This window comes from bacterium, assembly GCA_026398675.1.
GTDB lineage: Bacteria > RBG-13-66-14 > RBG-13-66-14 > RBG-13-66-14 > RBG-13-66-14 > RBG-13-66-14.
Genome location: JAPLSK010000178.1, coordinates 1 through 12723, shown reverse-complemented (window position 1 = coordinate 12723; position 12723 = coordinate 1). Strand labels below are relative to the sequence as shown.

General features: G+C 64.4%; 7 protein-coding genes and 2 pseudogenes. 2 read left to right on the top strand and 7 right to left on the bottom strand.

Annotated elements, in window-relative coordinates:
• Positions 1–209: 209 nt before the first annotated feature.
• A complete protein-coding gene (locus tag NTW26_05850) occupies positions 210–704 on the bottom strand; it encodes a tetratricopeptide repeat protein (GenBank protein ID MCX7021783.1) in 495 nt (164 codons plus the stop codon).
• Entirely contained in the window at positions 688–2514 is a 1827-nt protein-coding gene (locus tag NTW26_05845; GenBank protein MCX7021782.1) for a hypothetical protein, read from the bottom strand. The genes NTW26_05850 and NTW26_05845 overlap by 17 nt, the downstream gene beginning before the upstream one ends.
• A gap of 89 nt (positions 2515–2603) precedes the next feature.
• On the opposite strand from NTW26_05845, the gene miaA reads away from it, so the two are divergent.
• Entirely contained in the window at positions 2604–3539 is a 936-nt protein-coding gene (gene miaA / locus NTW26_05840; GenBank protein ID MCX7021781.1) for a tRNA (adenosine(37)-N6)-dimethylallyltransferase MiaA, read from the top strand.
• A gap of 93 nt (positions 3540–3632) precedes the next feature.
• On the top strand, positions 3633–6602 hold the full coding sequence (locus NTW26_05835; GenBank protein ID MCX7021780.1) for a HEAT repeat domain-containing protein: 2970 nt from the start codon (positions 3633–3635) through the stop codon (positions 6600–6602).
• A 417-nt stretch (positions 6603–7019) separates the two neighbouring features.
• Here the strand turns inward: NTW26_05835 and infB are convergent.
• The 5 genes and pseudogenes from infB to glgA form a co-directional block, all read right to left on the bottom strand.
• A pseudogene (gene infB / locus NTW26_05830) lies at positions 7020–8428 on the bottom strand (translation initiation factor IF-2).
• A gap of 888 nt (positions 8429–9316) precedes the next feature.
• A pseudogene (locus NTW26_05825) lies at positions 9317–9451 on the bottom strand (translation initiation factor IF-2 N-terminal domain-containing protein).
• A gap of 6 nt (positions 9452–9457) precedes the next feature.
• The gene (locus tag NTW26_05820; protein MCX7021779.1) at positions 9458–9601 is read right to left on the bottom strand and encodes a hypothetical protein; all 144 of its coding nucleotides are present in this window, start codon (positions 9599–9601) and stop codon (positions 9458–9460) included.
• An 81-nt stretch (positions 9602–9682) separates the two neighbouring features.
• A complete protein-coding gene (nusA, locus tag NTW26_05815) occupies positions 9683–10957 on the bottom strand; it encodes a transcription termination factor NusA (GenBank protein ID MCX7021778.1) in 1275 nt (424 codons plus the stop codon).
• 380 nt (positions 10958–11337) lie between these two features.
• Positions 11338–12723 (bottom strand): glycogen synthase GlgA (gene glgA, locus NTW26_05810; GenBank protein ID MCX7021777.1); only part of this gene is annotated, 1386 nt, incomplete at its 5' end.

The window sequence follows — 12723 nt, the reverse complement described above, 5'->3', positions numbered from 1 at the left end:
CTCCTTTCTGTCCATTTATAAGGGTATCCTTTTTGGGGGATACCCTTGAAGGATATGCGGGTAATACGCTGTTTTCCGCCAAGGGTGTCGCTCAAAAACGACCCCCTTTTGGCAGTCGCAGGGGGAGCGTGCTCTCCTTCTCTGCGAGTTTACGACCCAGTTCCTGCATATATTCCGCAGCGAGGGGCTGGACGGCCCGTAGAGTACGCTCAAGCTCCCGAACCTTGAACTGCAACTCTTTGAACTTCTCGTAGAGGTTGTCGTACTGGCGCTCCCCGAACTCGTCCATCGGCCGCCAGCCCCAGGTTCACCAGGGCCAACGCGAGGTTCAGCTCCACGGCGTCGAGGTAGGCGGTGTAGCGCGTGCCGGCGAAGTACGCCCGGCACCGTTCCAGGCAGTCGAGGGCGGACTCCAGCCTCCCCCAGTTCAGGTAGATCATGCCGAGGTTGTTCAGGATGGTCATCCGCTCGTGGGGCGCCCTCACTCTATCGAATATCGGCAGGCATTCGAGGTGGAGGTCCGCCGCCTCACCGAATCGCCCCTGCAGGTAGAGGATGTTGGCCAGGCCCAACTTGGCGTCGGCCATCCCCCGCAGGTCGCCCCTCTGGCGGGCGATATCCGCCGCCTCGCCGAGCTGTTTCGTGGCCTCCTCCAGCCGGCCGAGGTGCCGATTTACGTTGCCCAGATCAATCTCCGCCGACACCCCCAGCCAGGTGATACCCCCGCGCTTCACCGCCTTTACCAGGTCGGCGAGAATTTTCCCCGCCTCCTCGAACTTCCCGCCCCGCTTCAGATGCTTGGCCTTTATAAGCTTCTTCACGTACCCGATGCCTTCCCGCTCGGGAAAGCCCATCAGCTCGTCGAGCAGAGACCCGTCCCGTTCGAGGTCGCCGAGCGAGTCCTGGATGTCCACGGCCCGGCGGAGAGCCAGCGCCCCATCCAGCGTTCCGCCTTGCCCGCTCCGCGGCCTCCCGAAAGCACTGGACCGCGGCGTCGTTCTCGCCCTTAGCCTCATGGACGGCCCCCCGGAGGAGACACTCCCGACCCGCGAATGGGGCGTCCTCTACCGAGAGCGATTCCCGGACCGCGTCCAAAAGCCGTAACGCCGAATCGAACCGGAAGAGCTCGCTTTCGGCCTGGGCGAGTATCAGTCGGACCTCCAGGCTCATTTGTTTGTTCCGCCCCCTGGACGCGACGATATTTACGAGGGGCTCCAGGGAACAGATGGTGGGGAAGAAGCCCGATTGGTGAAGGCTTTGCAGAACATCCACCAGCCCGGTCAGGGCCTCGTCGTCACGACCGACGGCCGAGAGGTGCTTCACCCGGAAATAATCCTCGACAAAGCTCCGCCCGGGCTCGACCTCCTCGGACAGCCCCGCCAGGTGAACCCCGTCCATCATCCCCCCGGCGAAATCGGCGATCCACCCACCGAAGCGCGGGACGCGAAGAATGTAACCCGCATCCAGCCGCTCGCAGAAGAACCTCCTCGTCAGCTCGCCCATAAGCTTCTCCACCCGCTTCACGGGCAGACCGGTGCTCCTCGCGACGTTCTCCGCGGACTGGGGGCGCGTCTCGCCGGCCAGGGCGCACAGGGCCTCTTTTTCCCCCTCCTTCAACCTCTCCAGGCGGTACATGAAGAGCTGGATGGGCGTCTTCGACATGAGGAGGCGCTCATCGAAAACGCCGCCCAGGTCCAGCTCGTAGTACGCCCGTAGCTGCTCGGCGTGAACCCGGCTCCGGGGCAGTTCCGCAAGGTAGTGCTCGAGCTGCGCCGGGTTGAGCCTCCGACCGAGCTCTTCGGCGAGGCTCCCCAGCTCTCCGGACCGGACTAATGGCAGGTACCGGATGTGGAGGCTGTCCACCCGGTCGAAATACTCGGAATAGACCGCGCCGCCGGTTCCCCCCAGAACCAGAAGCAGGGGCGTGCGACTCCTCTCGCTCATCAGCCTCTCCAGAACGGCCAGGGTTTCCAGGTCCCCTCCCCCCTCGCTGTTGTCCGCGAAAACCGCCGTGGGCCCCTCCATGACCCGCCCGAGGAGTTCGATGGTATAATCCACCCGCGTCCAGCGCAGACCGGTCGGGTCATACGCGTCGTCCCAGGTCTTCCCTTCACCGGCTCCGGCATAGCCTTCCCCCAGAAGGTGGAGGTTTTCCACCATCCCGGCGGGGAGCGACGCACCCAATTCGGCCCAGGAGGTGAACCCTTCCACAATCGTCTTCACGAGGCTCAGGGGTTCCACCACCCCGCCGCGGTCGGCGGTGCGGATTACCCTGAACCCGGATTTTTCCACGAGAGTGGCCAGCGCTTCCCGGAAGGCGGCGCCGTCGCCCCCCATCTCCCCGGCGCACTCGATGAGAAACGCCCTACGCCGGGCGGCATTCAGGCTCTCCCCGATGATACGGTCCAGACCGGGGTCAACGCCGGGAAGGTCGTGGACCAGCCTGTACCTCCGGCGACCGGACAGCCCGACCGGATGGCGGAACTCGGGCGGTAATTTCTTCTCATACGGCATGGCGCTCCACTATTTTCCGCAATTTAACACTTCTTTGACCGAATGTAAATTTAGCCTCAGCCATCCGCGGCGCACACGCGGCCACGCCAGTGACGGAAACTGAAGCATCTCAAAGCGGTGTCGTTTTTCTCGGCGGTCCGACGGCCGTCGGCAAGGGCGCGCTGGCGGTTCGCCTCGCCGAGTCTTTCCCCGTCGAGCTGGTCCTTTGCGATTCGGTCAAGGTCTACCGGGGTCTGGAAATCGGGGCCAACAAACCCCCGCCCGAGCTGCGCGCCCGGTTGCCCATTCACCTGGTGGACGTGTGCGACCCTACGGAAAGATTTTCCGCCGGCCGGTACGCCCATCTGGCGGTTGAGGCCGTCGCGGAAATCCACGGCCGGGGGCGGATACCGCTGGTCGTGGGCGGGACGCTCCTCTTCGCCCGGGCCCTTTTCGACGGCCTGAGCGGTGCCCCGGAGACGGACCCCGAGGTAGAGCGTGGGCTGGAGGCGCTCGAGACCGAGGAGCTGGCGGAGAGGCTCCGACGGAGCGATCCGGCCTCGGCCGATCGCATCCACCCCCGCGACAGGCAGCGGCTGGTCCGTGCCCTGGCGGTCCACCTCCAAACCGGGCGGGGACTCTCCGAGTGGAACGCCGAACCCGCGCCTCGACCGTTCGGGGGAACGGTGACCCGGATAGCCCTCGTCCGCTCCCGGACCGAGCTTTACGGGAGGATAAACGACCGCTCCCGCCGGATTTTTGAGCGCGGCTTGGTGGAAGAGGTTTGCGGGTTGCTCGAATCAGGCGTGCCTCCCTCGGCGCCCGCCCTGGAATCCATCGGATACCTCCAGGCGGCGGCGTGCCTGCGCGGGGAAATATCCTCCGAACGGGCGATAGAGGACACCGCCACGGCGACACGCAGGCTGGCCAAGCGACAACTGACCTGGATCCGCTCCGATCCGAGGTTCGAAGCGCTCGCGGTGGACACCCCCGGGGAGGAGCCTGCGTACGACGCACTGGCGCATCGTCTCGGAGCGTTTTCTTGACCTCGGAGATTGCGTTCTGCTAGAATCAAAATGCTGAAAGTTGACCCAATTATTGGAATTACGGGGTATCCCACCCCCCGGAAAGGGGCCGAGATGCGCCTGACCCATTTTGCCGCCCTTCTTGTCGGGCTGTGCACCCTCATCACCTTAGGTTGCGGCGCCAGCAGCGACGTGCTCATCTCCGCGGTCGTAACCGCCGAGGACGCCCGCGCCAGACTCATCGCCCGGGATGAAATCGTCAAGCTCGGCGAAGAAGGTGTGGACATCTTCGCCAAGCTCCTCGATTTCCCGACGGTGCGCAACCTCCTCGAAACCCAGGTTCCGCCGGCCCGTCTGTCGGAGATGGACGAGGAGGCGATCCTGCGGGAAGTCACGGACATCCGCGTCACCGCGGTCCGAGGCATGGCCGCCATCGGCTCCGTCTCCGCGGCGCAGCCCCTCATAGACGCCTCCTACCTCCCCGAATCCCAAACCGAAAATCCGGGGGAACCCATCTCGATCGGGGAGGACGCGCTTTCCATCGAGCTGGCGGCCCAGTTCCGCGGCGAGGTGATGACCGCCCTCGGCCAACTGTCCTTCGGCAGTGAGAAGGAGCGTGAAGGTGCCATAGACCTCTTCTCCTACGGCGCGAACGACCCCGACCCCGGCGTCCGCATCAGCACGGCCGGCTCGTTGGCGGCACTCCACCTCCACGAATCGGGCTACTTCATCAAGCAGCTCGCCGTGGACCAGGTGGCCGGAGTCCGCGCAGCAACATTCAGCGCCATCTACGCCATCGGGGAATACTACGTCACGCACGCGGAGAAAGCCCTCTCCTACGGGGACGAAGAAACGGCCGCGCTCGACCGGCAGAATCTCAAGACGCTCAAGGATTCGGTTTACCAGCACTGCATCAACGCCCTGGAAGACACGGAACCCTCCGTCCGCATCCCGGCGATACAGGCCCTGGACGTCTTCGACGACCCGACGGCCATTACGCCTCTGATGCGCTATCTGTCCGACGCCAACGAGCGCGTCCGAATCGCCACCGTCAGCGCCCTCGCCGGGTTCGAGAGCGAGGAGGGGAAAAAGGCGGTCGAGACGGCAGCCGTCGCCGCCCTCGGTGAGGACGACCCGCAGAGACGGATGATGGCCGCGATGGTTCTCGGGCGGATGCGGACCGGCGGGGAGGCAATGGAAGCGGCGCTCTTGAAACCCGACGAGCTCTGGTTCGTCAAGCTCCAATTGATAAACTCCCTGTCCAACCTCGGCAACAAGGATTATCTGGCCACCATCAACGGTTTTCTTGACGACCCCGACCGGGATGTTCGCATCGCCGCCATCTGCGCCGTGGGGTCCCTGGGGAGCGCCGAGGACCTCGACCGCCTGCTGAGATACGCCAACACCGACGAAACCCTCATCCCCGCCGTCACCCATGCGGTCGCTTCCATCGCCGACTACGGGGAGCTCCAGCCCTACCTTGGGGCGGACAACGACCAACTGACGCGCCTCATCGCGATTGACGCCCTATCCATGCGGAGCAACTCCGAGATCCCGGCACCGCCCATGCTGGTGGAGCTCTTCGGTGACCCCGATATCCAGATAGTGAGAGCCGCCATCGACGCCGCTGCACGCTACGACTTCCTTGACAACGACGCCGAGCTCGCGGCGTTGGTCGCGCGGGGAGAGGACGATTACACGATCTACACGGAGACCAAGTCCAGCTTCGACGACCTTTCCTCGAGCCTCAACGCGATCTACAACGTTAAAATGCGGGCCGCCTCCATGCTGGCCTCCTTCGACAACCGCGCCGGTATCAATTACTTCATTGACATGCTCGCGGATCCCAGCGTCGGCCGACGGCTCATCGGGGTAGCCTGCCTGGGGAACATCGGCCACACACGCGGCGTGATGCCCACGGTTGGGCTTCTAAACGACGGGTCCGACTACGTCCGCTGGGGCGCGGCCCAGGTACTCGGCATATTCGCCGACATGCGCACCACGGGTTTCCTGGGCCAGGCCCTCCAGGACCCCAATCCCTGGGTGCAGGAAAGCGCCATCGGCTCCCTCTTGGCCATAGGTGACAAAAACACCATTGATGCAGTGCTGAACGTGCTCGAGTCGGACGCCTCGCCGCCGGTAAAGGTCGCCGCCCTCGACTTTGTCTCCCGCATGGGTGACAAACGCATGGACGACGAGGTCGCCCTGCATCTCAAGGACGCAGACGACAGCGTCCGCTACGGCGCCGCAGTCTGCCTCTCCCGCCTCAACGACGAAAGCGGACGCGGACTCGCATTTTTTACGGAAGAGCTCGGCTCAACCCGCACACTGACCATTGAACCCGGCCTCCCGCACTTGACGCCCTTCGAAGCGGGCATCGATCTCCTGGCCGCTGAGCTGACCGGCACTCCGGAGAGCCAGATCGAGGAGTTGGCCACGGAGCCGCAGGAAATCCCCGCCTGGGCCTTCGCAACCCAGACCATCACCGGGGAGATAGCGTCCAACGATACCTACGCCCTCCTGGCCGAGAAGGCCCTGGTTTACGACTACCTGCGCCAAGGGCTGCTGGATAACATCTCCCAGTTGCGCCCCACCGCCTACACAGCCTTCGAGCCTTACCTGAAAAACGACGACCCCGGGATACGGCAGCTCGGTTACGCAATACTGATCAGAATCGGGGGGGACAAGGTCATGGATCGGTTCACCGAACAACTCGACCTCTTCCCCCAGGACGCCCCCCTGATGATAGCCGCCATGGACAACATTGGGGACCAGGCACGCCTGCGCCACCTTTTCAGCACCGCCGACGAGCCCATCCGGATTATGGTGGCCCAGCGGATAGCGGGCTGGACCGACAAACGCATGCCTTTAATCTGGGGCCAAATAGCCACCGAGGACCAGAGTCTGGCCGTGAGGCTCACCGTTCTGGGCTCCCTGGCCGCCGATCCCACCGGCGTCGGCCGGACATACTTGACTCGGATAATCGAATCCGCCGATTCGCCCCCCGAGCTGGTGAGTGCCGCGAGGGATGCGTTGGCCGGCGCTGCACTCACCGCGCTTGTGACGACCGAAACGACCGGTTAACCGGACCCCGCCCCGTCCGTGGGTGCGGTTGAATCATTCAATTAGGCTCTAAAAGACCCCGCCCATGAGCGGGGTTTTCGCACGCGCCCGAGCCCGATGAGTACACCACTAGGCTCAGAAGGACCTCGTCCACGGGCGGGTTTTTTTATAAACCTTCCCCATCAGAACTTGCTGAATCACACCCGCTTCGCCTCGGGCGATTTTTTACCGTCGAACGGCACCCCGGACCCGAGCGGCGATAAAAAAAGCGGTTCGAGCGAACCGCGCACTAAAAAAGAACCCGCGTTTAATGGAAACAAAACGAGCAGCCCCACCCATCGCCCCGTTAAACCGTACTCCCGGAATTCAGTCGAAGGCGCTCACGCGACAGTCCCCGGCATTAACGAACCGCCCCGTTAAGCCACCCTCCCGGCCGGGTTACGCGAGCACGCGTGCCTCCTCGATCAGCTCGTAGACATCTATCATGTCCCCGACGTGAATGTCGTCGAAGCGCTCGAGGCCGATGCCGCACTCGTAGCCCTCCGCGACCTCGCGCACGTCCTCCTTGAATCGCCGGAGGCTTGAAAGCCGGCCCTCGTAAACCAATCGCCCGTCCCGGACCAACCGGGCCATGACGTTGCGCTTCACCTTGCCCGAAGTCACGTAACAGCCGGCGATGACGCCGACCTTGGGGATGCGGAACGTCTCCCGGACCTCCGCCTGCCCCAACCCCTGCTCGCGTATCTCCGGAGCGAGCATGCCGCTCACCATGGCCTTTATCTCGTCCAAAAGCTCGTAGATTATCCTGAAGAGCTTTACCTGCACTTCCATCCGCTGGGCGAGATTCACCGCCTTGGAATCGGGCACCACGTTGAAGCCGACGACGACCGCGCCGGTGGCCGCGGCTAACTGCACATCCGCCTCCGTCACACCCCCAACCGCGGAGTGAATGACCTCGATTTCCACCTCGTCGCAGTTGAACCGGACGATGGAATCCCGCACGGCCTCCACGGTTCCGTTCACATCGCCCTTGATGATGAGGGGCAGCTTGCTCGCCTCCTCGATCCCTCCGGGCTTGAGAAAATCCGCCAGGGTCTTGCGTTTGACGCTCTCAAGCTTCTCCTCACGGCCGGCGGACTGTCGCAGGGAGGCGATGGCGCGGGCCATCTTCTCGTCGGCGACGGAGATGAGGGAATCACCCGCCTCGGGGAGACCGTCGAAGCCCTGGATCTCGCCGGGTGTGCCGGGCGGTATGGACTGTATCTGCTTGCCCTTGTCGTCGGCCATCAGTCGGACCTTGCCGGCCTGGGTACCGCAGACGAAGGCCTGGCCGATTTTAAGAGTTCCGTCGGTGATGATGATCGTTCCGACGCCGCCCCGGCCGCGATCTATACGGGTCTCAATCACGACGCCCTGGGGGTTGGCACTCTCGTCCGCCCTGAGCTCCAGCATCTCGCCGTGGAGGGCGAGGCTTTCCAGGAGCTGGTCCACGCCCTGGCCGGTGACGCCGGACACCTCGCAAAAAGTGGTCTGACCGCCCCAGTCCTCGGGGGCGAGGTTGTACTTGGAAAGCTGGCGCCGCACCTTTTCCGCGTCGGCCTCGGGCTTGTCCATCTTGGTGACGGCCACGACTATCTCGACGTCGGCGGCGCGGGCGTGGTTGATGGCCTCGACGGTCTGGGGCATGACGCCGTCGTCGGCGGCAACCACCAGGACGACGATGTCGGTCACTTCGGCACCCCTGGCCCGCATTGCGGTAAAGGCTGGTAGGCGCCGATGTGCTGGGTGATGCCCCCCGCCTCCCCGGCGGCCACCTCGGTTTGGCGAATGTAGTCCAAAAGGGTGGTCTTGCCGTGATCCACGTGACCGAGCACGGCGACGATCGGCGGGCGCGGCTTCAGTTTGCTCTCATCATCGAAGTCGGTGGGCAGCACCGCCTCGAAGCCCAGCTCATCCACCAGGGTAGCCACCGTGACGACATCCATCTCCTCGATGGCCCCGTACTCCTCGCCCAGCTCGACGAGCTTGGCCAGGATGTCGTCCACCGAGAGGTGGAGCAGGTCGGCCAGCTCGATGGGGGTGATGGGCCTCGAAATGGAGACCTTCTTGGCCTCGCCCTTGGCCCTGGATCGTGTCTTGCGGCTGGTGCGGAGCTCGTGGATCATCACCGAGCTGGATTTCCGGCGGCGGCGACGACGGCGGCGACGGACGGTCTTGGGCGGCTTTTTCTCCGGGGCGGTGAAGCCGACGTCCTCGGCGGCGACCGGCGTCTCGGGGCGGTAGAGCACCCGCGAACCACCGCGCTTGTCCTCTTCTTCCTCCCCGTGGGTTTCGAAATCGGGCCGCTTGATATCGCGCCGGGGAACCACCGGGGAAGTGACGGGCCGCTCCACTTCCTCCTTGGTCTCCACGACGGGCGTCTCCGTTTCCATCGTCGAGGCGGCTTTTCTCGCCCCGGTCTTGGCGACGCCTTTGAGGTGGACCTTGGAGGCGATGACAATCTCGCCCTTAGTCTCGACTTCCCGCACTTCGACCGACTCGCCCTCGACCTGGACGACCTCCTCCTGGGGGTGGTGACGGACGCGGACCCGGGGTTTATCGTCGGTGCGCTTCGTCCCCACGGATTCGGCCCGGGCGCGGGCCTTCTCCTCCGGCGTCGTCGGTTTCTTCTCCCGCCGAGCCTTAGGGAGCGGTTTGTCGAAGGAGCCGTCGGCCAACGCCTGCGCCTTGAACTTCGTGCGCAGCAACTTCTCCTGCTCGGGGTTGACCGACGACATGTGGCCGGACACCTCGATACCCAGGGAGCGCATCCTGGCTATCAGGAGCTTTGACGGGATGCCGAACTCTGTTGACAGCTCGTGAACCCTCATAACCTTCTAATAACCCTCTCGCACCATGTGCTTATTGTCGCACAACAGGCTGCGGTCTTCACGGTGAAACATCCGGGACGATTTCCAGTAGCCCTCTTCCTCCAGGAGATTCTTGTCGCACAACAGGCTGCGGTCTACCCGGTGAAACATCCGGGATGGCTTTCTAATGACCTTCTTGCACCATGTGCTTCTTGTCGCACAACGGGATGCGGGAAACATCCGGGGCGGTTTTTAGTAGCCCTCTTCCTCCAGGAGCTTCTTGGCGGCCAGGATGAGCTTCTCCGCCGTCTTCGGCCCGATGCCCTTGGCCTTGGAGAGGTTCTCCGCCGATGCCGCCGCCACGGTCTCCACGCCGTCGAAACCGGCCGCGAAGAGGTTCATCGCCGTGGACTCGCCGACCCCGGGCAGACAGGTCAGGTCGGCGACGACCTCCTCCTGCTCCTCCTGGGCCGAGAGGGCGGTCTTCTCCTCCTCGTACTGCTCGGGGCTGCGCACATCAATCCGGACCCCGACCAGCCGCGAGGCGAGCTTGATGTTCCGCCCGCCCTTGCCGATGGCCACCGACAGCTTTTCATCGGGGACGACGACGAGCACCCGTTCGTTGATTTCGTCGTATTCGGCCCGCAGGACCTCAACCGGGTTGAAAGAGTGCTTGGCGAAGCGGAGCATGTCCCGGTCCCACAGGACGAGGTCCACCCGTTCCTGGTCCAGCTCGCGCACGATGGACTGGATGCGGTAGCCGCGCAGTCCCACGCAGGTGCCCACGGCGTCCACGTTGGGATCGGTGGAGCGGACGGCGACCTTGGTGCGGAAACCGGCGTCGCGGGCGATGGCGGCTATCACCACCGTCCCGTCGGCCACCTCGGGAATCTCCTGGGCGAAGAGCTGTTCCACCAGGCCCGGGTGGCGCCGGGAGAGGATGATTTGGGGGCTGCGGTTGGTCTTGCGCACCTCGAGCACGAAGGCCTTGACGCGGTCTCCCTTGCGGTACTGCTCGCGGGGGATGCGCTCGGAATAGGGCATGATGCCGTCGGTGCGCCCCAGGTCAATGACGATGCCGCCGGCGGAGTCGCCCTGGACGATGCCGTTAATCAGGGTCCCCTCGCGGTGCTTGAACTCGTCGAAGATGGTGTCCCGCTCGGCCTCCCGGATGCGCTGCATGACGACCTGTTTGGCGGTCTGGGCGGCGGAGCGGCCGAAATCCGAGGTGTCCACCTCGATGTCCAGCTCGTCGCCGATGACCACCTCGGCGCCGGCCAGGTACCGCGCGTCCTTCTGCGAAATCTCCGTGATGTGGTCCTTGACCCTGCGCACTACCTTCTTGGTCAACCAGACCAGGACCTTCCCCTCGTCCAGGTCCACCTGGGACGATATGACGGCGTGCTCGCCGAACCGGCGCCGACCGGCGGCCAGAAGGCCAGCCTCCAGCGCGTCGTAGAGGATGTCCTGCTCGATGCCCTTGTTCCTGGCGATGGCTTCCAGGGCTTGGATGAAGTCGTAATCCATTCTCGGAGAGGCCTACCGTTTCTTGGCCCTCTTCGCCTACCGTCAACTGAATCTCGCCCAACTCGGGCATCTCGGCCTCGAGCACGGTCAAGATGTAGCGGGTCAGGCGTGAGTATTCACCCACGACAAGGCCGTGTACACCATCCGCCGGCGCCCCGTCGCGGTCCACCGCCAGGTCCAGCTTCAGGGAGCCCCGGCTGAGAGCGACCGTGCACTCGACCAGAATGAGCCCCTCAATGACCAAAAGCGGTTGCAGCAGTTCGACGACGGCGTCATGTATCTCAACGGCCCGGTTCATCCCGACCACCCGGGTCGAAGCGGGCGACTTTCACGCCGCCTCGCGCATAGTAACACAACCCCGGGGTCAAGTCCAGCGGGGACTAGCCCCGGCGCCTCTCTGTCAAGGTTCTATCGAAAAGCTCGACGTACCTCTCCGCCGAGCGGGACCAGGGGTACCGGGAGGCGAAGGCCCGCCGGACCAGCCCGCCCCAGGTTTCCCTGGTGGAAAAAGCCGCCAGGGAGCGCCGGGTCGCGTCGAAAAGGGCCGACGGCACGTAGTCCGTGAATGCGAAGCCGTTCTCCCCCTCCCGGATGGTGTCGGCCAACCCCCCCGTGGCCCGGACCAAAGGCAGGGTCCCGTAAGCCAGGGCGATGAGCTGACCCAATCCGCAGGGCTCGTAGCGGCTCGGCATGAGGAAAAGATCTGCCCCGGCGTAGATGCGCTGGGCCAGGGCCGCGTCGTAGGCCAGCCGCACGCCGCACTTTTCCGGATACCGCGCGGCCAGGTCGCCGAAGAGCGCGTGGTACTTCGGGTCGCCCGTCCCCAGGAGGACGAATTGCAGCTCCCTCGCGAAGAAGTCTTCGGCCACCTTCTCGAAGAGGTCCAGCCCCTTCTGGTCGGCCAGGCGGGTTACCATGCCGAAGAGCGGTACGTCCGCCCGCTCGGGCAGGCCGTACTCCCGCTGAAGGTCGGCCTTGCACAGTGTCTTGCCGCCGGGGTCTTCGGCCGAGTAGCGGGCGACGAGGTCGGCGTCCACGGCGGGATTCCAGATTTCGTAGTCTATCCCGTTCAAGACGCCGAAGAGGTCGGCGGAGCGGGACCGCAGCACCCCCTCCAGCCCGTAGCCGAACTCCGGCGTCTGAATCTCACGGGCGTAGGTCTCGCTCACCGTGGTCAAAATATCGGCTGATACCAGGCCGGCCTTGAGGTAGTTCACCTTGCCGTAGTATTCGAGGCCGCCCTCGGCGGCGAACACCCCGTCGTCCAGGCCGATCAAGGGCAGCGCCTCGCCGGGAGGGAAGTTGCCCATGTAGGCCAAGTTGTGGATGGTGAAGAGGGTGCCGGAAGAGAACGGGCGGCCGCTATTCTTTAGAAGCAGGGGGACGAGCGCGGTCTGCCAGTCGTGGCAGTGGATGACGTCGGGGGTGAAATTGAGCGCCTCGGCCGCGGCCAAAATCGCCTTGGCGAAAAAGGCGAAGCGGGCGGCGTTGTCGGGGTAATCGACCCCGTCCTCGCCGTAGAGCCCCGGTCGGCTGAAAAATTTCGGGCAATCCACGAACCAGGCCTCGTAGCCCTGGCTCACATCCCGCAGCAAATCGAAGGCCACGCGCTCCCCGGCCAGATTTACGCCCAGGCCGGTCTTCACCGGCTCCAACTCGTTTTTAATCTTGGCGTAGCGCGGCATGACGAGTCGCGTGTCGTGCCCCAGGCGGTTGAACTCCCGGGGCAGGGCGCCGGCCACGTCGGCCAGGCCGCCCGTCTTGGC